Source organism: Bradyrhizobium elkanii WSM2783, assembly GCF_000472865.1.
Taxonomy (GTDB): Bacteria; Pseudomonadota; Alphaproteobacteria; order Rhizobiales; family Xanthobacteraceae; genus Bradyrhizobium; species Bradyrhizobium elkanii_A.
Window position 1 is genome coordinate 41940 of sequence record NZ_AXAP01000038.1, and the last position, 23495, is coordinate 65434.

23 protein-coding genes are annotated in these 23495 nt (G+C 64.1%); 15 read left to right on the forward strand and 8 right to left on the reverse strand.

The window, feature by feature from the left end:
* Positions 1-6 precede the first annotated feature (6 nt).
* Together YY7_RS0128365 and YY7_RS0128370 are read right to left on the reverse strand one after the other, a co-directional pair.
* Positions 7-1332 (reverse strand): glycosyltransferase family 87 protein, encoded by a 1326-nt coding sequence (locus tag YY7_RS0128365; protein ID WP_028166168.1) that lies wholly within the window; start codon positions 1330-1332, stop codon positions 7-9.
* Positions 1333-1512: 180 nt separating this feature from the next.
* The gene (locus YY7_RS0128370) at positions 1513-3135 is read right to left on the reverse strand and encodes a helicase HerA-like domain-containing protein (RefSeq protein ID WP_028166169.1); all 1623 of its coding nucleotides are present in this window, start codon (positions 3133-3135) and stop codon (positions 1513-1515) included.
* Between the two features lie 345 nt (positions 3136-3480).
* Here YY7_RS0128370 and YY7_RS58585 point away from each other — a divergent pair, with 345 nt between their 5' ends.
* From YY7_RS58585 to YY7_RS0128435, 13 genes are all read left to right on the forward strand, one after another.
* Positions 3481-3846, forward strand: a complete 366-nt coding sequence (locus YY7_RS58585) for a DUF2267 domain-containing protein (RefSeq protein ID WP_080663888.1) — start codon at positions 3481-3483, stop codon at positions 3844-3846.
* 37 nt (positions 3847-3883) lie between these two features.
* Positions 3884-4291 carry a DUF4332 domain-containing protein gene (locus YY7_RS0128380; protein WP_028166171.1) on the forward strand — a complete coding sequence of 136 codons (408 nt, stop codon included), beginning with the start codon at positions 3884-3886 and terminating at the stop codon, positions 4289-4291.
* Between the two features lie 56 nt (positions 4292-4347).
* Positions 4348-5196: a dihydropteroate synthase gene (folP, locus tag YY7_RS0128385; protein ID WP_028166172.1), complete on the forward strand. Its 849-nt coding sequence runs from the start codon at positions 4348-4350 to the stop codon at positions 5194-5196.
* Entirely contained in the window at positions 5193-5573 is a 381-nt protein-coding gene (gene folB, locus YY7_RS0128390) for a dihydroneopterin aldolase (protein ID WP_028166173.1), read from the forward strand. The genes folP and folB overlap by 4 nt, the downstream gene beginning before the upstream one ends.
* Entirely contained in the window at positions 5566-6054 is a 489-nt protein-coding gene (folK, locus tag YY7_RS0128395; RefSeq protein ID WP_028166174.1) for a 2-amino-4-hydroxy-6-hydroxymethyldihydropteridine diphosphokinase, read from the forward strand. Before folB ends, folK begins: the two co-directional genes overlap by 8 nt.
* 179 nt (positions 6055-6233) lie before the next feature.
* Positions 6234-8099: a methylmalonyl-CoA mutase subunit beta gene (locus YY7_RS0128400; protein WP_028166175.1), complete on the forward strand. Its 1866-nt coding sequence runs from the start codon at positions 6234-6236 to the stop codon at positions 8097-8099.
* Between the two features lie 2 nt (positions 8100-8101).
* Positions 8102-8566 (forward strand): GFA family protein, encoded by a 465-nt coding sequence (locus YY7_RS0128405; RefSeq protein ID WP_028166176.1) that lies wholly within the window; start codon positions 8102-8104, stop codon positions 8564-8566.
* Positions 8559-8996, forward strand: a complete 438-nt coding sequence (locus YY7_RS0128410; RefSeq protein WP_028166177.1) for a hypothetical protein — start codon at positions 8559-8561, stop codon at positions 8994-8996. The genes YY7_RS0128405 and YY7_RS0128410 overlap by 8 nt, the downstream gene beginning before the upstream one ends.
* Entirely contained in the window at positions 8996-11152 is a 2157-nt protein-coding gene (scpA, locus tag YY7_RS0128415; RefSeq protein WP_028166178.1) for a methylmalonyl-CoA mutase, read from the forward strand. The genes YY7_RS0128410 and scpA overlap by 1 nt, the downstream gene beginning before the upstream one ends.
* Before the next feature lie 74 nt (positions 11153-11226).
* Positions 11227-11988 carry an RsiV family protein gene (locus YY7_RS0128420; RefSeq protein ID WP_028166179.1) on the forward strand — a complete coding sequence of 254 codons (762 nt, stop codon included), beginning with the start codon at positions 11227-11229 and terminating at the stop codon, positions 11986-11988.
* Entirely contained in the window at positions 11985-12971 is a 987-nt protein-coding gene (meaB, locus tag YY7_RS0128425) for a methylmalonyl Co-A mutase-associated GTPase MeaB (protein ID WP_028166180.1), read from the forward strand. Before YY7_RS0128420 ends, meaB begins: the two co-directional genes overlap by 4 nt.
* Positions 12968-13621, forward strand: coding sequence for a pyroglutamyl-peptidase I (locus YY7_RS0128430; protein ID WP_028166181.1), 654 nt, complete (start codon positions 12968-12970; stop codon positions 13619-13621). The genes meaB and YY7_RS0128430 overlap by 4 nt, the downstream gene beginning before the upstream one ends.
* Positions 13622-13823: 202 nt before the next feature.
* Positions 13824-15194, forward strand: coding sequence for a TIGR03808 family TAT-translocated repetitive protein (locus tag YY7_RS0128435; RefSeq protein WP_028166182.1), 1371 nt, complete (start codon positions 13824-13826; stop codon positions 15192-15194).
* A gap of 9 nt (positions 15195-15203) precedes the next feature.
* Here the strand turns inward: YY7_RS0128435 and YY7_RS0128440 are convergent, their stop codons facing one another.
* From YY7_RS0128440 to YY7_RS0128455, 4 genes are all read right to left on the reverse strand, one after another.
* Positions 15204-15662: a TIGR03809 family protein gene (locus YY7_RS0128440; RefSeq protein WP_028166183.1), complete on the reverse strand. Its 459-nt coding sequence runs from the start codon at positions 15660-15662 to the stop codon at positions 15204-15206.
* Positions 15663-16108: 446 nt separating this feature from the next.
* Positions 16109-17749 carry a S8 family serine peptidase gene (locus tag YY7_RS0128445; RefSeq protein WP_245287448.1) on the reverse strand — a complete coding sequence of 547 codons (1641 nt, stop codon included), beginning with the start codon at positions 17747-17749 and terminating at the stop codon, positions 16109-16111.
* 81 nt (positions 17750-17830) lie between these two features.
* Positions 17831-18556, reverse strand: a complete 726-nt coding sequence (locus YY7_RS0128450; RefSeq protein WP_028166185.1) for a hypothetical protein — start codon at positions 18554-18556, stop codon at positions 17831-17833.
* Complete coding sequence (locus YY7_RS0128455; RefSeq protein ID WP_028166186.1) at positions 18553-19122, reverse strand: sigma-70 family RNA polymerase sigma factor; 570 nt, start codon at positions 19120-19122, stop codon at positions 18553-18555. The genes YY7_RS0128450 and YY7_RS0128455 overlap by 4 nt, the downstream gene beginning before the upstream one ends.
* 424 nt (positions 19123-19546) lie before the next feature.
* Here YY7_RS0128455 and YY7_RS0128460 point away from each other — a divergent pair, with 424 nt between their 5' ends.
* Both YY7_RS0128460 and YY7_RS0128465 read left to right on the forward strand, forming a co-directional pair.
* On the forward strand, positions 19547-20695 hold the full coding sequence (locus tag YY7_RS0128460) for a GGDEF domain-containing protein (RefSeq protein WP_028166187.1): 1149 nt from the start codon (positions 19547-19549) through the stop codon (positions 20693-20695).
* 75 nt (positions 20696-20770) lie between these two features.
* Positions 20771-21877 carry a DUF2336 domain-containing protein gene (locus YY7_RS0128465; protein ID WP_028166188.1) on the forward strand — a complete coding sequence of 369 codons (1107 nt, stop codon included), beginning with the start codon at positions 20771-20773 and terminating at the stop codon, positions 21875-21877.
* Positions 21878-21988: 111 nt separating this feature from the next.
* Here the strand turns inward: YY7_RS0128465 and YY7_RS0128470 are convergent, their stop codons facing one another.
* Entirely contained in the window at positions 21989-22627 is a 639-nt protein-coding gene (locus YY7_RS0128470) for an NrsF family protein (RefSeq protein ID WP_028166189.1), read from the reverse strand.
* Positions 22628-22629: 2 nt separating this feature from the next.
* On the reverse strand, positions 22630-23175 hold the full coding sequence (locus tag YY7_RS0128475; RefSeq protein ID WP_028166190.1) for a sigma-70 family RNA polymerase sigma factor: 546 nt from the start codon (positions 23173-23175) through the stop codon (positions 22630-22632).
* Between the last annotated feature and the right edge of the window lie 320 nt (positions 23176-23495).

The window sequence follows — 23495 nt, forward strand, 5'->3', positions numbered from 1 at the left end:
AATTTCCTAGCTGTGGGCGCTGTTGTCACCGAGTTTTAGCGCGCCTGCCGCCGCAGGCAAAGCGTCGGCGGCATCGGCCGCAGGCGAATGCCGCATATGCCAGACCAGTCCCCCCGCGAGCACGATGGTCGCCACGAGATTGTTACCATAGGCCTGCACATCGATCGGAAACAGCGGCAGCGACAACAGAAGCAGGCAGCCTGCAACGCCGAGCAGGATCCATGTCCCGGTCCTGACCGCCGGCCGCGGATCATAGGCGGAGCGATGCATCAGGACCGTCATCGGGAAGAACAGCCACAGGAAGTAGTATTGCCGCGCCAGCGGCGAGGCCACCGTCATCAGGCAGAACAGGATGCCGATCTCCTCCGCATCGGATTTCTCGGTCCGGCGCGATGCGGGCGGCATTACCGCGATATAGCCGAGACCAAGCGCGAGCGAGACCGCAAGCACGATCAGGTTCGCGGTCTTGAAGTCGAGATCGACGATGTTCATGTACCGCGCTGGCTTCGCCTTGAATGGATCGTCCTGGTTGTAGTTCACCGGACGCGTCAGCCGATGCGTCATCGCGATGATCGACTGGTTGACCCAGGACCAGTTCTGCTCGTCGCGCTGACCAAAGCCTTTTTCCGAGCTCGAGCCGACCATGCCCTGATACCAGGTCTTCAATTCCGTGACGTTGTGCTGGAAGCCGCGGAACGGCGCCGGCAGCAGGAACAGGAACACGATAAGAAACACCAGCGTACTCGCAACCGCCGTCCAGTGCCTGCGCCAGATCAGATAGGGCAATACCGCTACCGGAAACACCTTGATGGCGGTCGCCAGCGCAAACATGCTTCCCGCGAACCACGGCCGCTTCTGCCGCAACAGCCAGAATCCATACAGCATCATCGCCAGCAGGATCAGGTTCGGCTGGCCGAGATCGAACATATCGAAGACAAATGTGAGCGTAACGAGGCCGGGCAACGCCTCCAACAGCCAACCCGGCTTGCGGCCCGAGCCCGCCATCGCGTGCGACAACTGCGCCGTCATCCACCAGGCGATGATGTTGAGCAGGGAGAGCGCGAGATAGAGCGCAACCTTGCCGAAATAGCTGGGCGCTGCGAGCAGCACCGCCGGCAGCGGCGGGTAGATGAAATCAAAATAGGTATGGGGATCGGCGGGATAGAGATCCTTTCCCTGCAGCACCTGCTGCCCGGCCCAGTACCACAACGGATAATCCTTGGTCTTGCCGTGTCCGAAAATCTCGGGAACGAGCACATCGGCGGTCAGCGCGATGCAGCCGAGGAAGAACAGGATGTCGAGCGGTGCCCGAAGTGACGGATATCTCAGCACAAGCTCGTTCCAGACATCAGCAAGCCGTTGATCCTTTTCATTTCGTGATAACGCAGGGATTGCTTCGCTTCGATTGCAATCACGGTGGTTGGAGCGGAGAGCAGTCCCCGTTCGTCATTGCGAGGAGCGGAGCGACAAAGCAATCCGTCCCTCGTCACAATCTGGTGTCGCAGCCAGACCCTACCGCCGCAACAGCCCGCCGAGTGCGCCGCGCACCAGTGCACGTCCGATCGAGCCGCCGACCTGACCGCCGACCGATTTGCCGACGTCGGCCACGATGCCGCCGATCACCTTGTTGGTGACCGAACGGGTGACGTTGCGCGCGATGACCTGGCCGGTCGACAGCCTGCCGCGCCTGACATTGGTGCCAAAGATCGTGGCGGCAATATCGCCGATCTGCCCGAGAATGCCACCGCCTCCACCGGCTTCCGAACCGTCCGCCGGCGCCGCCGTGCCCTCGATCCGCTTTTGGAGTATCTCGTAAGCGGATTCGGAATCGATCGCGGTATCGTATTTGCCCTTGAATGGGCTTGCGTCGATGATCTTCTTGCGCTCTTCCGGCGTAACCGGCCCGATCCGCGCTGACGGCGGCCGGATCATCACGCGCTCGACCATCGACGGCGTACCGCTTCCTTCGAGGAAGGACACCAGCGCCTCGCCCTTGCCGAGTTCCATGATCACGCGGGCGGTATCGAGCTTCGGATTGGGCCGGAACGTCTGCGCGGCGGCGGCGACCGCCTTCTGGTCGCGCGGCGTGAAGGCGCGCAAGGCGTGCTGCACGCGGTTGCCCAATTGCGCGAGCACCTTGTCCGGCACATCGATCGGATTCTGGGTGACGAAGTAGACGCCGACGCCTTTCGAGCGGATCAGCCGCACCACCTGCTCGATCTTGTCCAGCAGCGCTTTCGGCGCATCGTTGAACAAGAGATGCGCCTCGTCGAAGAAGAACACCAGCTTCGGCTTCGGCAGGTCGCCGGCCTCCGGCAGTTCTTCGAACAATTCTGAAAGCATCCACAACAGGAAGGTTGCATAGAGCCGCGGGCTCTGCATCAACTTGTCGGCAGCGAGGATATTGACGATGCCGCGGCCATCGCTGTCGGTCTTCATGAAATCCTTCAGCGTCAACGCCGGCTCGCCGAAGAATTTCGCGCCGCCCTGATTTTCCAGCACCAGGAGCTGGCGCTGGATGGTCCCGACGGTCGCCTTGCTGACATTGCCGAAGCTCTGCGCCGCTTTGCGGAGCGGCTCCAGCGGATCTTCCTCATCATCGGCGGCCTTCTTGCCGCCAGATGGCACGATCGCATCAAGAAGCGCGCGCAGATCCTTCATGTCGATCAGTGCAAGTCCGTTCTCGTCGGCGACGCGGAACGCGACGTTGAGAACGCCTTCCTGGACGTCGTTCAGATCGAGCATTCGTGACAGCAACAGTGGTCCCATCTCGGTGACGGTCGCGCGCACCGGATGCCCCTGCTCGCCGAACACGTCCCAGAACACCGTCGAGAACTGGTCCGGCTGGAATTTCAGCCCCATCTCGCTGGCGCGTTTGACGATGAAGTCCTTGGCCTCGCCGACTTCAGCGATCCCGGACAGATCTCCCTTGATGTCGGCGGCAAAGACCGGAACGCCGGCGCGCGCAAATCCTTCCGCCATCACCTGCAGTGTGACGGTCTTGCCAGTTCCCGTTGCACCGGTAACAAGTCCGTGGCGATTGGCGAGCGCCAGCGTCAACCACGCCGCTTGTTCGCCCTTACCGATAAAAATCTTTTCGTCCGTATCGGCAATCTTGTTGTCGGAAATCGCCATCGCATCGCCTCTTCGCGCGTATCGGGAAGGTATCTTCCCCGAACGCAACCATCATATTGCATCTTGCCCGTCGATTAAAACTGTCAAGCGCCGCCAGCGCTTTTTTTGCCACCCGGACGCGACATTCTCATCTTCTCTTTCGCTTGCGAGCCGTAAAAAACCGATGACGCAACGCGATAGAACAGCGCGATTAGCATATGTACTCTTGCATTACTGCAACACTTCGCCTGTGATGAGGACGAAAAGTGGGATCATCTGCGCTCGTCGCTTGTAATTCATGGCACAGGCGCTCAAGATCAATTCCCAAGCAAGGTCCGGCGGCAAGCCGGCTGAGGGCGGGGCAAGATGGACGAACTGGTTGGACGGCTGGCCGCCGAGGCCGGCATCGATAGCGCTGTCGCCGAAAAGACCGTCGGCATCGTTCTGGGTTTCCTCCGTCGGGAGGGGCCATCCAGCCAGGTTGAAGCGCTGATCGACCAGATTCCGGGCGCGGAAGCGGCGATCGCGGCCGCGGACAGCAGTGCAGGTCTCGTGCGATTGATGGGCGGTGGATTGATGGCTGTCGGCACCAGGCTGATGGCGCTCGGCCTCAGCATGAATGAGGTTCAGAAGATTGCGCGTGAACTTTTCCGGTTCGGGCGCGACAAACTCGGAGCGGATCAGATGGGCGAGATCGTCGCGGGGACGCCAGGACTCAGCCAATTTGCTTGAACGCAGCCTCAGGTTGAGTCATTCAATACCAGACATCATGACATACCCACTTTCCGAGATCGACGGTCTGAGCGCCTATTGCGCCTCGAAATTGAAGGCTCAGGGCATTCGCACCACGGACGCGCTGCTTGAGGCCGCTCGCACCGTCAAGGGACGCAAGATGCTCGCGGCCAAGACCGGCATCAGCGAACAACAATTGCTCGAATGGGCCAACGTCTCCGACTACATGCGCATTCCCGGGATGGGCAAGGCAAAGGTCGGGTTGGTCCGCGCCGCCGGCGTCACCACCGTTCGCGAACTTGCGCTGCGCAATCCGGCGCGGCTGGCGCAGAACATGAAGGACGTGAACACCAAGCGTAAGCTCGTCCGCGTCCTGCCTTCGGAGAAATCGGTCGAGCTCCTGATCGAGCGCGCGCGCAAATTGCCGCCCAAGATCACTTACTAAACCTGTTCGCTATTCCCGGCTTGACTCGCCGGTGCGGGACGCGCAAATCGACCGGCATGATTGCTGCGACGCAAAGGGACGCCCATTCCGGCGGGACTGCGGTGCTGCCGGCGTTGCTATCCCGGCCCTACCCGGCCGTGATGGGCGTGCTCAACATCACTCCGGATTCCTTTTCCGACGGCGGCCGGTTTGCCGCGCCCGAACAGGCGCTGGCGCAGGCGCGCAAGATGGTCGCCGATGGCGCTGATATCATCGACATCGGCGCCGAATCCACCCGCCCCTATGGTTCCCAGCCGGTCTCGGCCGAAGACGAGTTGCGGCGGCTTAAACCCGTACTGGCGGATGTCGTCGCGCTCGGCGTGCCCGTATCGATCGACAGCATGAAATCGGACGTCGTGGCCTGGGCGCTCGATCACGGCGCGCTCATCGCCAACGATGTCTGGGGCCTGCAGCGCGATGCCGGCATGGCGCCCCTGGTCGCGGCGCGGCATGTGCCCGTCATCATCATGCATAACCGCGACAACGCCGATCCCTCGATCGACATCATGAAGGATGTTTCGGCCTTCTTCGCCCGTTCGCTCGACATCGCCGCCAAGACTGGCATTTCGACGGACCAGATCGTGCTCGATCCCGGCATCGGCTTCGGCAAGACGCCGCAGCAGAGCATGATGGTGCTGGCGCGGCTTGCAGAGCTTTCCGCGTTCGGCCTGCCGCTTCTCGTCGGCGCCTCGCGCAAGCGCTTCATCAGCACCGTGACGCCGTCGGAGCCCGACCGGCGCATCGGGGGCTCGATCGCGGCGCATCTCATCGCCGCGCAAGGCGGCGCGCAGATCATCCGCGCCCACGACGTTGCGGAAACGGTGCAGGCGTTACGGGTTGCGGCAGCGATCAGGGGGCAGCAATGACCGATACGATCTTCATCACCGGCATCGTCATCCATGCCCGTCACGGCGTGATGGAGCACGAGAGCGAAGTCGGGCAACGCTTCGTCATCGATCTCGAACTCTCCGTGGACCTCTCCGAATCCTCGCGCACCGACAAGCTTGCCGACACCGTGTCCTATTCCAATGTGGTGGCGACCGCGACCGAGGCATTCAGGGACACCAATTACAAGCTCCTGGAGCGGGCCGCGGGCGCGGTGGCGGAGGCGGTGCTGTCGACGTTCCCTCGCATCAGCGCGGTCAAGGTCACCGTGCACAAGCCGCACGCGCCGATCGCCGCGATCTTCGAGGATGTCGGCGTGGTGCTGACGCGCACGCGGCAATCAGCCGCGCATGGCTAGCGCGCTGATCGCATTGGGCGGCAATCTCGGCGACGTCCGCACGACGTTCAACAAGGCTATTCCCCAAATCTGCGGCATGACGCAGGCCGCGCTGGTGGCCCGCTCGGCGGATTATGCCACGCGCCCCTGGGGCGACGAGCAACAGCCAGACTTCGTCAATGCCTGCATCGAGATTGAAACCAGCCTCGATCCCCACGCGCTATTATTCTGTCTGCAGAAGGTCGAGACCAAGTTCGGCCGCGACCGCTCTCCCGAACGCCGCTTCGGCCCGCGCACGCTCGATCTCGACCTGATCGCCTATGACGATGTCAGGATAGACCGGCCGGAGTTGACGCTGCCGCACCCTCGTCTGTTCGAGCGCGCCTTCGTGCTGGTGCCGCTGGCGGAGATCGCGCCCGACCGTGTCATTGCGGGACGGACGATCAAAGATGCGCTGGCGGCGGTTTCGACCGACGGTATTGTACGGCTCCCGGAGCCGTAGTCCCGGTTGGGTGGAACACGCAACCCGGGTGTGCGTCTGCATCTATGGGCGGTCCCGGGTTGCGCCGCGCTTCACCGGGGCTACGGGATTGCGGTATTGAAAACAGCGTTTGGCTTGGCGGCTTCGGCGTGGCAATTTCCGGCCAAACGGTGAGGACGACTTGAGGAACGATAGGGCGGATGACGACCACGACTGACGATCTGCGATTGGCGGCCGATTTCGCGCCGGCGACTTACGAGGACTGGCGCAAGCTGGTGGACGGCGTCCTGAAGGGCGCGCCGTTCGAGAAGCTGGTCGGCAAGACCTATGACGGGATCAAAATCGAGCCGATCTATCGCCGCGCCACCAATGCCAGCCCGATCGCCGGCCGCGGCCAGGCTGCGCCCTGGCAGATCATGCAGCGGATCGATGATCCCGACCCGCGCCGCGCCAATGCGCAGGCGCTGCATGATCTCGAGAATGGCGCCACCGGCCTCGCGCTGGTCTTCGCCGGCGGCAGCGGCGCCCATGGCTTCGGACTCGAGCCGACAGCGGAAGCCGTCGACAAGGTGCTTGACGGCATCTACCTCGACGCCGGCATCGCCCTTGATCTTCAGATTGGCCCGCAATCGCGGATGGCAGCGATCCACGTCGCGGAATATGTGAAGCGCAGGGGATTCGATCCCGCCAACTGCGACATCCGTTTCGGGCTCGATCCGCTGGCGGCCTGCGCGGTGTGGGGCTTTAGCCCCTATGACTGGGGCGAGATCGTGCCGGCGGTGACCGGTGCCGTCAAAGGCCTGGTGGCGCTCGGCTTCAAGGGGCCTTTCGCCGCCGCCGACGGGCGCGTGATCCATGATGCCGGCGGATCGGAGGTGCAGGAACTCGCCTTCGTGCTGGCAAGCGGGGTCGCCTATCTGCGCGCCCTCGAACAAGCCGGTGTCGCGCTCGAGGATGCCCAAGGCATGGTCTATGCGCGGCTCAGCGCCGATGCCGACCAGTTCCTGACGCTGGCGAAATTCCGCGCGCTGCGGCTCCTGTGGGCTCGGATCGAGCAAGCCTGCGGACTGACGCCACGGCCATTGTTCATCGCCGCCGACAGCGCCTGGCGGATGCTCACGAAGCGCGATGCCTATGTGAACATGCTGCGCGCCACCATGGCCACGTTCGCCGCGGGGCTTGGCGGTGCCAACGCCGTCACCGTGCTGCCGCACACGCTGGCGCTCGGCCTGCCCGACGACTTTGCCCGTCGCGTTGCGCGCAACACGCAGCTCATTCTTTTGGAAGAGTCCAATCTCGCAAAAGTATCCGATCCGGCAGCGGGCTCCGGCGGCATCGAGACGCTGACGAAGGAGCTTTGCGAAGCGACCTGGTTGTTGTTCCAGGAGATCGAAAGAGCCGGCGGCATCTTTGCCGCGCTTCAGCAGAACCTGATCCAGCGCAAGGTCGCCGCGACGCGTGCGGCGCGCGAGGCCAACATCGCCAAGCGTCGCGACGTGCTGACCGGTGCCAGCGAGTTTCCGAACCTGCACGAGGCCGATGCAATGGTGCTGGAAGCAAAGCCGGTTGTGCTACCAGCTTATGGTGAGGCCAAGTTCAAGTTCGACGCGCTGTCACCGATGCGGCTCGCTGACCCCTTCGAGGCTCTGCGCGACAAATCCGACGCAAAGTTGAAGTCGAGCGGGGCCCGTCCAAAAATCTTCCTCGCCAATCTCGGCACGCCCGCCGACTTCACCGCGCGCGCTACCTTTGCGAAGAGCTTTTTCGAGACGGGCGGCATCGAGGCGCTCGACAGCGAGGGATTTTCCGATCCCGCGGCGCTCGCGGCCACCTTCAAGGCGTCGGGGACCGCGATCGCCTGTCTGTGTTCCTCGGACAAGGTCTACGCGGAACAGGCCGCTGCGGCTGCCAAGGCCCTTCAAGCCGCCGGCGCAAGGCATATCTATCTGGCTGGACGGCCGGGGGAGCTGGAAGCCGCGCTGCGCGCGTCCGACGTAACCGATTTCATCTTTGCCGGCTGCGACGCGCCGGCGACGCTGCAGGAAGCCTATCGGCGGATGGAGTGAGCATGACGTCGAGCCAAAAACCCGTTCTGACCGGCGGCTGCCAATGCGGTGCCATCCGTTTTGCGGTGACGGCGGCACCGACGCGGATCAGCATCTGCCATTGCCGGATGTGCCAGAAGGCCTCCGGCGCGCCATTCGCCTCCTTCGCCGACATCGAGCGGACCGATTTTGCCTGGACCCGCGGCAAGCCGGCGTCGTTCCGTTCCTCTTCAATTGCCGAGCGCGACTTCTGCCCCGCCTGCGGCACGCCCTTGAGCTTCCACCTCATCGACGGGCCGCGGATCGAGATCATGACCGGCGCCTTCGACCGGCCCGACATGGTGGTGCCGACCCGGCAGTACGGCACCGAATCCCGGCTCGGCTGGGTGGTCGGCATCGCGAACCTTCCCAGCCAGACCACGCAACAGAATTACGGACCGGAGAAGATGGCGACCATCGTCAGCCACCAGCATCCGGACCATGATTGAGGTGACGTCGGTGGCTTACCGAGATGAACTTGCCGAACTCGAAGCGGAGCGTGATCGACTGCGATCCATGATCGCCTACCACGAGCGTCCGGTCGTCGAGCGTCCAGTCTTCGCCTTTCCACAACCGCCGCTCTGGGTTCGCTTCGTCCTCGTTGGGATCGCCGGCGGAATTGGGGCTTTGGTCGTCGCGGGAGTGCTGGCAGGTCAGATCTCCCTTTCGTTTGTTGTTTTCTCGGTAGTGTTGCTGGCTCTGGCGGCGTACATTTTGCCTTTGAAGTTCAGCGTGTTCGGTACCTCTATGCGGGTCGGAGACCTCTTAGGGTTCGTCGGAACGTTTCCGCCGCAACTTGCCACTCCAGGAGCGCCCGAAGCTCGTCAGCGTCTCCTGGACTGTGAGGCACAAATAACGAAATTGAAGGAACGCCATTGATGAGCCGTATTCCGAACTTCGCTGATGTCGCGTTTGCGCCTACCGCCGGCGCACCGCCCACCGGCTCGGTCGAACCATGGCTGACGCCCGAGGGCATCCCGGTGAAGCCGGCCTACAGCGAGGCAGATCTCGCCGGCATCGACTTCCTCGAGACCTGGCCGGGCGTCGCACCGTATCTGCGCGGCCCCTACCCGACCATGTATGTCAACCAGCCCTGGACCATCAGGCAATATGCCGGCTTCTCCACGGCCGAGGACTCCAACGCGTTCTATCGCCGCAACCTCGCCGCCGGACAAAAGGGCCTTTCGGTCGCGTTCGATCTCGCCACCCACCGCGGCTACGACTCCGATCATCCGCGCGTCTCCGGCGACGTCGGCATGGCCGGCGTTGCGATCGACTCGATCTACGACATGCGCACGCTGTTCGCAGGCATTCCGCTCGACCAGATGAGCGTGTCGATGACCATGAACGGCGCGGTGCTGCCGATCCTCGCGCTGTTCGTGGTAGCCGCCGAGGAACAGGGCGTGCCGCCGGAGAAACTGTCAGGCACCATTCAGAACGATATTCTGAAAGAGTTCATGGTGCGCAACACCTACATCTATCCGCCGTCGCCCTCGATGCGGATCATCTCCGACATCTTCGCTTTCACCTCGCAGCGGATGCCGAAGTTCAACTCGATCTCGATCTCCGGCTATCACATGCAGGAGGCCGGGGCGACGCAGGATCTCGAGCTTGCCTACACGCTCGCCGACGGCGTCGAATATCTGCGCGCCGGCCTTGCCGCCGGTCTCGATGTCGACCGCTTCGCGCCGCGGCTGTCGTTCTTCTGGGCGATCGGCATGAACTTCTTCATGGAAGTCGCCAAGATGCGCGCCGCGCGCCTGCTGTGGGCCAAGCTGCTCAAGCCGTTCAACCCGAAGGACCCGCGCTCGCTCTCGCTGCGTACGCACTGCCAGACCTCGGGCTGGTCGCTGACCGCGCAGGATGTCTTCAACAACGTGATGCGCACGACCATCGAGGCGATGGCGGCGACGCAGGGACACACCCAGTCGCTGCACACCAATGCGCTCGATGAAGCGCTGGCGCTGCCGACCGACTTCTCCGCCCGCATTGCGCGCAACACCCAGCTCTTCCTGCAGCAGGAAAGCGGCACCAACCGGATCATCGATCCCTGGGGCGGCTCCTACTATGTCGAGCGGCTGACCCGCGATCTCGCCGCAAAAGCCTGGGGTCATATCCAGGAAGTCGAAGAGCTCGGCGGCATGGCCAAGGCGATCGAAGCCGGCGTGCCGAAGCTGCGCATCGAGGAAGCGTCAGCGAAAACGCAGGCGCGGATCGACGCCGGTAAGCAGGCGGTGATCGGCGTCAACAAGTACAAGCCGGAGAACGAGGCGCCGATCGACGTCTTGAAGGTCGACAATACCAACGTACGGCGGCTGCAGATCGACAAGCTGAAGCGGCTGCGGCAGGAGCGCAATCAGAAGGACGTCGAGCAGGCGCTGGCGGCACTGAGCCGTTCGGCCTCCGAAGGCAACGGCAATCTGCTGGCGCTCGCCATCGACGCCGCGCGCGCGAAAGCGACCGTCGGCGAGATTTCGGACGCCATGGAAAAGGTGTTCGGCCGCCATCGCGCCGAGATCAAGTCCATCACCGGCGTCTACAAGCGGGAGGCTGCCGCCATGTCCAACCGGGTCGAGAAGGTGCAGGCGCTGATCGACGCCTTCGAGGAGGCCGAAGGCCGCCGGCCCCGCATCCTGGTGGCGAAGATCGGCCAGGACGGCCACGATCGCGGCCAGAAGGTGATCGCATCGGCCTTTGCCGATATCGGCTTCGACGTCGATATCGGGCCGCTGTTTGCCACCGCTGACGAAGCGGCGCGGCAGGCAGTGGAAAACGACGTGCACATCCTCGGCGTCTCCTCGCTCGCCGCTGCGCATCTGACGGCGGTGCCGGAACTGAAGGCCGCGCTGAAGAAATACGGCCGCGAGGACATCATGATCATCATCGGCGGCGTGGTGCCACCACAAGATTACGAGGCGCTGTACCAGGCGGGCGCGGAAGCGATCTTCCCGCCGGGCACCGTGATCTCCGACGCCGCCGAAGAGCTGATCCACAAGCTCAACGCCCGGCTCGGCCATAGCGAGGCGGCGGAGTAGCCCGCCCCCTCAACTCACATTGCCCTGAAGGAAATCCCGTGCGCGCTGCTGCACTCGTCACGCTTGTTCGCCGGATAGGCCTGATCGGCGCGCTCGCCTGCGCGAGCGCTCCGGCCCTCGCTGCCGACCCCAAGCCAGACGCTTTGGTCAAGAACAGAAGTGTCGAAGCCACCGTCTATCTGGACGACAAGATCAAGGCCGATCCCGCGCTGGCAGCGGACTGCCTTGCCGAAGGCAGGAAGTGGGTCGACAAGAGCGCGGCCGAGGCCGCATCGGCGCGGAAGCAGGATCCCCGACTGTTCGATCGTGGTGGTTGGACCTTCGAGCGCAAGTACAATGTGCGCTCGGTGGTCAGTGGCCGCTACGTCAGCGTCCTTCGCAACGACTACATCAATACCCAAGGCGCGCATCCGAATTCGGACGTCAACACGATCCTGTGGGATTCCGCCGACAAGAAGCGCATCAGCATCCACCCCTTCTTCAAGGAGACCGCCGACGACGGACCGACCATGAAGGCGATGCTGGAGGCAGTCATCGCCTCGTTGAACGCCGAGAAGAAGAAGCGCGGCGCCGACGAGACCGCGACCGCCGAGTGGTACAAAGAACTGAAGCCGACGCTGCTCAAGATCGGCGCGGTGACGATGGCGCCTTCGACCGAGACGGGCAAGAGTTCCGGCCTGACCTTCCACTATCCGCCCTATGCCGTCGGCCCCTACGCCGAGGGCCAATACGTCGCCTTCGTGCCGTGGGAGACGCTGAAGCCATATCTGTCGCCGGACGGTGCAAAGGTTTTTAGCGGATCGCGGCCCAAAGCGAATGAAGACGATCAGCAATGAGCGGCACCAAAGCGCTCGACATCAACGCCTTCGCCCATGACCTGCGCGCCGGCAACCGCGCGGCGCTGGCGCGTGCGATCACGCTGATCGAAAGCCGCCGCGCCGACCACCAGGCGGCGGCGCGCGATCTGGTGCAGGCGCTGCTCGCAGACACCGGCAAGGCTTTCCGTGTCGGCATCACCGGCTCGCCCGGGGTCGGCAAGTCGACCACGATCGATGCGCTCGGCATGTACCTGATCGAGCACGGGCACAAGGTCGCGGTGCTGGCGGTCGATCCGTCGTCGGCGCGCACCGGCGGCTCGATCCTTGGCGACAAGACGCGGATGGCACGGCTCTCGGCGTCCGAGCAGGCCTATATCCGTCCCTCGCCTTCCTCCGGCACGCTCGGCGGCGTTGCGGCAAAGACGCGCGAGGCGATGCTGCTCTGCGAAGCCGCCGGTTTTGATGTGGTGCTGGTGGAGACCGTCGGCATTGGCCAGTCCGAGACGGCGGTCTCCGACATGACCGATTTCTTCCTTGCGCTGATGCTGCCCGGCGCCGGCGACGAATTGCAGGGCATCAAGAAGGGCCTGGTCGAGCTCGCCGACATGATCGCGATCAACAAGGCCGACGGCGACAATCTCAAGCGCGCCAATGTCGCGGCAGCCGACTATCGCAGCGCGCTGCATATCTTGGCACCGCGTTCGCAACACTGGCACCCGCCGGTCGAAACCTATTCGGCCTTGACCGGCGCGGGCATCGACAAGCTCTGGCAGAAGATCGTCGAGCATCGCACCGCGATGAACGCCTCCAGCGAGTTCGCGGCGCGACGGCGCGAGCAGCAGGTGAAATGGATGTGGTCGATGCTGGAGCAGCGGATCATGGCGCGCCTGCGCTCCGACCCCGCGATCCGCGCCAAGGTGAAGAAGACGGAGGCCGAGGTTGCTGACGGCCGCATCTCGCCGGCCGTGGCGGCCGAGCAGATCGCGGAACTGTTGCGATGAGCGAAAAGCTCCCCGTCCTTATCACCGGCTTCGGTCCGTTTCCCGGGGCGCCGTTCAATCCGACCATGCCGCTGGTGAAGCGGCTGACGGAGCTACGCCGTCCCGCCTTCGATGATGTCAGGCTGACGAGCCACATCTTCCACGTCACCTACGACACCGTCGATCGCGAATTGCCGGAACAGATCGCACAAGTCCGCCCGCGGGCGCTTCTGATGTTCGGGCTTGCCAGCCGCACCGCGCACTTACGGATCGAGACCCGCGCCCGCAATGCCGTCACCACGCTGGTCGCCGATGCCGGCCGCCGCCGTGCGCGCAAGAGCTCGATCGTTGGCGGCGCCGACGCGACAATGTTCGGACCGCACACCGCAAGACTGCTGCGCGCCGCGCTCGCGACCGGCATCGACGCCCGCGCCTCTCGCGACGCCGGCAGCTATCTCTGCAACTACTTAAGCTGGCGTGCGATCGAAGCCGTGGAGAAGACCGACGGCCTGCGGCTCGCCGCATTCGTGCATGTGCCGCTGATCCCGCGCCACGGCACATCGCTGCGCAAGGGAACCGAGCGCATCACGCTGGAAGATCTTGTCGATGCCGGCGAGGCGCTGCTGACGGAAATGGTGAAGCTGGCGCGGCGGCCGCCGATAGCTGCGTAGGGTGGGCAAAGCGAAGCGTGCCCACCATCGCGAGCGGAGTGTTGATGGTGGGCACGGCGCGAAGTGCGCCTTTGCCCACCCTACCCGTTGCCGCTCCACCGCGGATTAACCCTACCTGCAACAATCGCGTCCGCGCCCCCTCGCGCTCACCACGCCAGGCTACAGTTCTGCGCTACGACTTGCGTCGCGAGGACCGTGTATCATGAACGTCAATCGCCGCCATCTCATCGGGGTTTCCGCAGCGGGCGCCGCCGGCGCGCTGGCGCTGTCGGCGGACGCTGCGCGCGCGGCGCCGCTCACCTCCGCGCTCGGCCGCGACGCCACGCAATATGGCGTCCGCCCCGGCAGTCCCGACGACCAGACCAAAGTCCTGCAGCGCGCGATCGACGAGGCCGCACGCGCGCAAGCGCCGCTGGCGCTGCCGCCCGGAGTCTATCGCACCGGCCTGCTCCGCCTGCAGCGCGGCTCGCAGCTCATTGGCGTGCGCGGCGCGACCAAACTCGTCTTCAACGGCGGGCCGTCGATGTTTCTTGGTGAAGGCGCCGACGGCATCGGCCTCTCCGGCCTCACGCTGGACGGCGGCAATGTGCCGCTGCCGACGCGGCGCGGCCTCGTGCATTGCGTCACGGCGCGCGATGTCCGCATCACCGGATGCGAGATCAAAGGCAGCGGCGGCAACGGCATCTGGTTCGAGCAGGTGTCGGGCGACGTCAGCGGCAACATCTTCACCGACATTGCGACCACCGCCATCGTGTCGTTCGACGCGCTGGGCCTGATGGTGGCGCGCAACACGATCTCGGGCACCAACGACAACGGCATCGAGATCCTGCGTACCGCCATCGGCGACGATGGCACGATCGTCGCCGACAACCGCATCGAGGACATCAAGGCCGGCCCCGGCGGCTCCGGCCAGTATGGCAACGCCATCAACGCCTTCCGTGCCGGCAATGTGATCGTGCGCGGCAATCGCATCAGGAACTGCGATTATTCCGCCGTGCGCGGCAATTCGGCGTCGAACATCCATATATCAGACAACAGCGTCAGCGATGTCCGCGAGGTCGCGCTCTATTCGGAATTCTCGTTCGAGGGCGCCGTCATCGCCAACAACACGGTCGACGGCGCCGCCGTCGGTGTCTCCGTGTGCAATTTCAATGAGGGCGGCCGCATCGCGGCGGTCCAGGGCAACATCATCCGCAACCTGATCCCGAAGCGGCCTATCGGGACCGCGCCGGACGATGATGCCGGCATCGGCATCTATGTCGAGGCGGATACCGCGATCACCGGCAATGTGATCGAGAACGCGCCCTCCTTCGGCATCGTTGCCGGCTGGGGCAAATATCTGCGCGACGTCGCCATTACCGGCAACGTGATCCGCAAGGCGTTCGCCGGTATCGGCGTCTCGGTGGTACCGGGCGCCGGGATCGCGCTGGTCCACAACAACATGATCTCGGAAACGCCGCGCGGCGCCGTGGTCGGGCTCGACCATGCGCGGGTCATCACGACGGACCTGTCGGTTGCCGGCGCGCAGCAATATGCGCAGCTCGTGCTCGGCGGCAACGCGGTGCGGAGATAAAGATAACTTCTAGAGCGTGTTGCGCAGCAGCGGATAGCGCGCCTGGATGGCGGCGAGATCGAGCAGCGGCAGCGGCGCTTCTTTCGGTGCCGGCGCCTCCTCTTCCACGGCCTGAATGAGCGCAACAATCTCGATCGGCGGCTCCGGCGGCGCCACTGGCGCCGGCCGTTCGACCGGTCGCTGCTGCAACCGCACCGGGGTCGGCAGCGGCGTCACGTGGCCACGGCCGAGCCAGGAGATGTCGATCGGCGAATTGTCGAGCGAGGCCTCCCGCCGCAACAGGTCGCGCCAGGTCTCGACCGCCCGCTTGGCCTCCTGGACGTTCTCCAGGAAGGACACCTCGCTGTGATAGCGGCGCCAGCGCCCGGACTCGAACAGTTCGGTGAGGTGTTCCAGCCGTGCTTCCGCCAGCGCGCACCAGCGCGCCACGATCTCGCGGCCTCTGGCCGCGTCAGTTCGATTTGTCATTAAGACAGCCCGTAAGGAGAGAAACGGACGCAGGACGCAACCGAACCGAATCAAAATATGATTGGGATATTCTGTGGAAAAGGTAAAGAAAGTCTAACACCTTTTCGTAAACGACTCGGGGCACGCAGAGAAGTCCGCAGGAATACTGGATTATTGGGTTTGCGGCTCTTAGACGGTCGACGCGACGCCTGCATGACTGTCGGCGCAACCAGAAAGCGTTGTCCACGCTGTCCACAAAAATGAAGACCCGTCCGGGGGGACAACCGGACGGGTCAAGCCATATGGGCGCTTGGGGTGGATGGGCGCTCGCGCCTGATATAGCTGATGGGGAGGAATGGATCGCTCCCACAATTATTGGTCGCGACACGCTGCCCGACGTTCAAAATCCCTCTTCGATTTTTTTAACCTTCCCAGGCGACCGCCTGCGGCCCGAGAGCGCGGAAATTTCACTGCGCAGCGGGGCTTTTCACGTCATTTTCGGCGGATTTGTCCGCGGCCATGGCCGGTGCCGACTGTTCCATCGCCCGGCTCACAGAAGTGTTATCCTGTGCGGGCGCAGCCGGTGCGTGCTTGCCAGAGGCGAGCGGAACTGGCGCGACGGCGGACACCGCCGCGAATGCATCGGCTTGCCCTGCCCCAAACAGATCGTCACGTCCGGGGACGCCGAGATCGCGCGCCGTCCCGGTCAGGATCGAGCGCACCTCGTTCGGTTTCAGCGCAGGATTGCGCTCCAGCACCAGGGCCGCAATGCCGCTGACGAAGGCGGCGGAAAACGACGTGCCCGAGGCGATCTGGTATTTGCCATCCGGCGCCGGCAGGAAGATATCGGCGCCGGGCGCGGCGAGCGCGATGTAGTTGCCCCGGTTCGAGGCGGAGAACAGTTTCTCCTGCACATCGGTGCCGCTGACCGCGATCACGTTCGGGTTCGCGGCGGGATAGAGCGGCGCCGATTTCGCCCCGGCATTACCGGCGGCTGCGACCAGCACGATGCCGCGCGCTGCGCTCGCGGCGACCGCCCGCTCGATCAGCGGATCCTTGGGGCCGGCAAAGCTCATATTGATGATCTGCGCGCCGTGCAGCGCCGCATGATCTAGTCCCTTCAGGATCACATAGGACGAGCTCTGCGCCCCGTTCGCGGTCGCGCCGAACGCGCGGATCGCGAGAATGCGCACCTCCGGCGCGCTCCCCATCAGCCTAGCATGGGCGGCGATCGCCCCGGCGATGCCGGTGCCGTGCGCATGCGGCTCTTCATTGCTGCCGATCGCATCGAATGTGTCGGCAACCGTATTCGCCAGTTCCGGATGGCTGGCATCGATGCCGGAATCGATCACGGCAATGGTCACGTTCATGCCGCGAACCAGCGTGTGCGCCTGCGGCAGGCGAAGCTGCGCCAGCGCGTATTGCGCCGGATCGCCCTCGGTCGCTGCCGTGTTCTGGTCCTGCAGCAGGTAGCGGAAGTTGGGTTGCACCGAGCGTATGCGGCCGTCGGCGGCCATCGCCCGGCGCACCACATCCACCGAGCGGCGATCGGTGATGCGGAACAGGCCGATGGTGGAGCCGAGCAGCGGGACGTTCCGTATCTCCGCCCGCGCCAGGCCATGACGCCGCGCCAGCTCCTCGATCTGCGCGTCGGTCAGCGCACCATCGATTTCGGCCACGAGTTCGTTGGGCACCGCGCGGAAATCAACCGCGGTTCGCGGCGCGTTGTTGCGCGATCCGCCCTTGGCCTTCCTGCCGGCCGCCTTGCCGCCACTGCCGCCATCCGCAGTGGAGACGACGGGACGGTCGAGGCACTCGCCGTCGCTACCGCGATAGGCAGCGTCGCAGGCGCGGTGGAGGTTGGGCGAATAGCGCGCAGAGGGCAGCGTCGACTGCACACCAATGCGGGGCATGGTGGTGACGCTGATCCGCGAGGGGGTCCGCGCAACCGCCGCCCCGCCGATATTGGTATTGACCCGCGGCCCGACATTCGTGCTGACGCTCGGCACCCGTGGGGCGACGCGGATTTCCGGCGTGCGCATGATGCTCTGCGGCGCGGCCGGACCTGTGGAACCGATGAACAGCGCCGAAATCAGCACCAACGCCATCTCGATCCGCCATTTCGAGCGTTCACGGGTCATGGCATCTCGCGCTAGCGCGTCGTGGGAAAATCTATGACCGCTTGCGCCTTACGGCGTCTCCACCGCGAGGCTGACGATCTTTTCCTTCTGCAGCCTGCCGAGCAGCGCGGCGACGTCGGTCTTGCTCATCGCGCTGTTGCCGAACTGGATCCGGAACATGCCGTCGCGGGCCCCGCCAATGATCGAGGCCTGGTAATTGTCGAGAAGCGCCGTGATGTCGGAAATGCGGGCGTCCGGCGCGAAACGAACTAGCGCGCGCGGCGGGCTCGTCACACCGAGGTTGCGGGTGATCGGAGCGGCGGACTCCGGCGCAGCCGCCCGCTGCTCGAGCGTGAGCGACGCCGTCTGGAACGAACTGCCCTGGCTCTTCATCATCAGCACCGCGCCAATCACGCCGGCCTGCAGCAGCAGCACGACCGCACCAACGCCCGCCGACCACGCCAGCGTCCGCGGCGACAGGCTTGCAAAGAACTGCGAGATTCGCCTGGAAAGGCTCACCGAAGTCGGCCGTGTGCGCACCGGCTCCTGGTCGATCTCGGCGAACAGTTTCTGCATGGCGCGCATCGACGGCGCGCCCAAACTCTCGTTGAGGCGGATGGTCTCGGCAAATTCCTCGCGGATCACGGCATATTGCCCGGCGAGTTCCGCATCGCTGGCCAGCGCCTCCTCGACACGTCGCGCATCGCGCGCGTTCAACGTGCCCGTGGCATGCCAAGGCAGCAGCAATTCGACGTCGCTGGGCTCTTCCAGCATCTTCCTTCTCGCCGCCATCATGGCCAACCTCGCTCTATGCCGGCTGCCTTGAGCAGTTCGGCCAATTTCTTCCGCGCATAGAACAGGCGCGTCTTCACGGTGTTCTCCGGAATACCAACGATCTCGGCGACTTCCTCCACGGACTTCTCGTGGTAGTAGACCAGATCGACAATCTCCCGGTGCTCCAGCGAAAGTGCCGTTAGACACTTGCGCAACGCTTCACCCGTATCCTTCTTCTGCACCGCCACTTCCGGATCGTCGGACGCATCCTCGATCGCGTTCGCGGCGTCCTCGTCCAGTTCAGCGTCCTTCCTGCGCCGCAGCGCAGACAGGGCCTTGAACCGGGTGATCGCCAACAGCCAGGTTGAGACGGCAGATCGTCCTTCGAATTTGCCGGCCTGGCGCCAGACATCGAGAAACACCTCGCTGATGAGGTCTTCCGCGACCTGTTCGTCCCGCACAAGCCGGAGTCCGAAACGGTACACTCTGACGTGGTGCCGCCCGTACAGCACCTGCATGGCGAGCCGGTCGCCTTGAGCGATCCGGGCGATCAGAACCTCGTCTGAAGCCGCCTGCGTCGCGCTCAATGGCCGTCTCGCAAGATTGGTCGAGAGGGGGTGGGGGCTGGTTCGATGGAGAGAGCAGAATTCTTCACATTACCGCAATGTGCGGAACGCATGTGTGAACCATCCCACAAACCCCGAATTCCGTGTGAATTCCGCACTCCCTCGCCCCGGATAGGTATCATGGTAGGGCAAAGCCTCCCCAAGACCGTGTCGACTGCTCGCAACCTTAGCAAGAGTCGGCACATAAGGCAGTCCTCCCGCCAATTCCCACCCGTCGAGCCCGGCACTCGTCCGCCGCGATTGCCTGGTCAAGGTTTCCCCGATTTTCACCTGCGAAAACAAGGGAGATGGCGGGATTCTACCGACCGGATTCGGGGTCGAAAGATACCAAACCTAAAGGCTTTTCCCCGTAGATTTTGCGAGTTTTCCTCTCGATGGCGAGCGCATGGGCATCGCAGCGTCCTCATTTCTGAACCCGGTTGCGGGCGGATTGAATGGCCGCCGCTCACGGCTGGCTGCCACGAAGCTGTTGCGCCGCGCCAGACGTCGGCGTCAGATCCAGGCGATGGTCGGCGTCTGCTATGTTCTCGACGCCCTCGTGCTCCTGGTCTATGCGAGCGCCGGCACGATCCCGATGGTGTTGGGCATGGCCTACGCGCTTTGCGGCTTGGGCTTGTGCGCCGTCTACGTGCTGCTTTCCGAACTCGGCTTCCACGACCGCTTCAAGGATCACTATCTGGTCGCGCCGCAGTCGGCCCTCCACATGGCGAACCAGCTCGCATTCACCTACATCGCGCCGCAAGTCGGCGTGCTGTTCCTGTGCAACCTGTTCGTGGTGTTCGGCTTCGGCGCGCTCAGGACCTCGGCGCGACAGACCGCCCTGATCTGGACCGTGACGGTGCTCGGCCTCGCCGCACTGTTCCTTCTGACCGACAAGCCGATCTCGATGCCGCATGGCAGCACCCTGGAGCGGCTCGCCACCGTGCTGGTCTTTGCGCTCACCATCGGGCGCTGCATGTTCTTGGGCATCCTCTCCAGCTCGATGCAGCAATCGCTGTACCAGAACGGGCAGAAGCTGAAGGAAGCCTACAAGCGCATCGAGGAGCTCGCCGAACTTGACGAGCTGACCGGCGCCTTCAACCGGCGCAGCATCATGCGGACACTGGACGAGGAGATCGTCCGCTCCGAGCGCACTGGCGCACCCTGCTCTGTCGCACTGATCGACCTCGACTGGTTCAAGCGCGTCAACGACGTCTATGGCCATCCGACCGGCGACGAAGTGCTCAGGACCTTCGCGATCTCCATGTTCGCCAACATCCGCAGCATCGATCGCTTCGGCCGCTACGGCGGCGAAGAGTTCCTGCTGATACTGCCCGAGTTGAACGAAGATGGCGCCACGCGCGCGCTGGAGCGGCTGCGGGTCATCATCGCCGAGCTCGACTGGAGCGCGTTCTCGCCGGGCATGCAGGTGACGATTTCCGCCGGCATTGCAACGCTGCGGCCCAACGAGGGCCCGGACACATTTCTCGCGCGCGCCGACAGCGCGCTTTACGCGGCCAAGGCACGAGGACGCAATCGCATCGCCAGTGCATGACCAAACGAATTCGCTTCCACCGTCGGAGAAGCCGACGCGGTGGCATCGCCAATACTCCAGGACAGAGTCACAGTCATGAATTTGAAACCCGCAATCGCCCCCGAGAACTTGCTTGACGAGTTGCAGGCAACGCTCGCGCATGGAACGGTGGCGCGCCGGGTCGAGACCCTGCGCCGCGTGACCGATCTCTTCATCAACGGCGCGGTGGACTATTCGGACCAGCAGATCGCGCTGTTCGACGATGTGTTCCAGTGCCTGCTGCTTCACATCGAAACCTCGGCGAAGGCGCTATTGTCCAACCGGCTGGCGCCGATCGATACTGCCCCGCCGTTGACCGTCCGGACGCTTGCCTTCGACGACATGATCGAGGTCGCCGGTCCCGTGCTGACGCAATCGAGCCGGCTCGACGATAACACCCTGATCGAAACCGCGCGCAACAAGAGCCAGGCGCATCTGATGGCGATCGCGGCGCGCAAGACGCTGAGCGGTGCCGTCACTGACGTGCTGGTGTTGCGCGGTAACGACGAGGTGATCCAGAGCACCGTCAACAATCCCGGCGCCGAATTCACCGAACGCGGCTTCACGCGGCTGATCAGCCGCGCCGAAGGCGATGACGACCTTGCGACCTGCATCGGGCTGCGCCCGAGCATGCCGCGGCATCTCTATCTGAAACTGCTGGCGAAGGCATCGGACACAGTGCGGCACCGGCTCGAAGCCGCCAACCCGCAGCAGGCCAAGGAGGTGCCGAGCGCGGTGCGCGAGGCGACGCGGCGCGCTCGCTCCGCGCCCGCGGCAGTCACGCGCGACACGGCGATCGCCCATGCGCTGGTGAAGTCGCTGTATGAGGATGGCCGCCTCGACGAATTCCAGGTGGCAGCGTTTGCCGACGCCGGCAAGTTCGACGAGACCAATGCCTCGATTGCAGCTCTTGCCAATGTGAGTCTGGCCGTTGCCGAGAACATGATGATCGAAACCCGCGCCGAAGGCGTGATGATCCTGGCCAAGGTCGCAGGCTTCTCGTGGTCGACCGTGCGCTCGATCATCAACCTGCGCGACGAATTGTCAGGCGGCGAGCCGACCGATCTCCTGGCCTGCATGGAGACCTACGAACGGCTCCGGCCATCGACCGCACAGCAGGTCTTGCGCTTCCACCGCATGCAGCAGTCCGCGCCCGCGGCATAGCCTTCACACTCGTCATTGCGAGGAGCGATAGCGACGAAGCAATCCATGCCTCCGCAAGTGGAGAGATGGATTGTTCGCTGCACTCGCAATGACGACGTGGAGGGACCGCAATCAATATCGAAGCACCTTCGAGCCGATCAGGGCGCCGATGGCGGCGACCAGCGTGGTCCCGATCGTGTACCAGGTCGCTACGAACAGCGGTGAATCATCGGCGCAATGCGATGCGTAAAGCGTCGCCGCAAGTCCCGCTGCCAGCAGGCCCGCGATCGCGCCGGCGGCTGCCGGGCGCGCCGGCGCGCCATGGCGCAGGCCGAACAAAGCGGCCGCGAGCAGCGGCAGCGACAGCAAGGGAATCGAGATCAGGCATGCCCGCGAATTGTTGCCGACCAGTCGCGTCATCATCGGCGCGCGCTGCGGCATCATCATCTCGCCGCTGATACCGGCCACGAGCAGCCCGGCCGGAACCAGCAACCACCAGCCAAAGCCACGCAGCGAAGCCTCGGGCCGCGATAGATGCAGGCTGACGGCGATCGCAGAAGCGGCGAGCGCCAGCGTCACCGCGAACTTCAGACCGAAGAACGGGTTGTGCATCGCGGTCATGACATCGGGCCTGACGCCGAGCTCGGTGAAGAACATCAGCAAAGAAATCGGTGCGGCGGCGAGCAACGCCAGCATCAGGACAAAGCCCACCGGCTGTGCGCGCTGGGTGTTGTCGGCGGCGATCGTGCGAATGAGCTGATCGGTCTCCATGTTCAACTCTCCCGCAGTTTCGCCGTCAGATTGGCGAGCCCGCGATGCAACGCCACCCGCACGGCGCCCTCGCTCATCGAGAATTTTGCTGCCGTATCCTTGATCGAAGCGCTGTCGACGGCGATCGACTGCAGCACCTCGCGCTGCCGCGCCGGCAATGCGTTCAGATGCGCAGCGATTTCGCTCGCGGAGGCCTTCTCCTCCTGCGCCTCGCCGGGCAAGATCTCGGCAAAATCGTCGATGTTGACGAACACCCGCTTGCCCCGGCGTCGCAGTGCATCGATCAGCTTGTTGCGGGCAATTGCGAACAGCCAGGGCGCAAACGGGGCGTTTACGTCCCACGTGTGTCGCTTCGAATGCACCGCCAGCAGAATGTCTTGCACGATATCCTCGGATTGATCGATCGGTTGGCCCGCGCGCGCCAAACCGCGGCGCGCGGCCGCCCGCAGGACCGGCGTGATCGCCTTCAGCAGGCGATGATACGCCGTACTGTCGCCTGAAATGGCCGACCGCATCAGGCCGGTCCATTCGTCCTCACGCTCGCGCACGTGCGCTCCCACAACGCAATTCGGTCGATCCTTCAATTTGTTACACCCGCGGCGAACTGATCACAAAATCGTGAAACAGCGGCCGGGCGACAGAATCTCAAATCCGGGCCAGCGCAAGTCGAGCGGGCCGTTCGAGATCCACAGCGCTCTTAACATCGATTGCTGGAGCTCGCACCGGCCGGGGCGTGAGCGCAGAATTTTACCTGGAGGAAAATCGACGCCGTGCCCGAAAGCAGCCGTTTTGGCGCAACAGTGCCGCCCCGTTTTGGCCCGGCAAAACCCGAAGATTCCCTTTTTCTGCCCCGCTGCGGACACGCCTC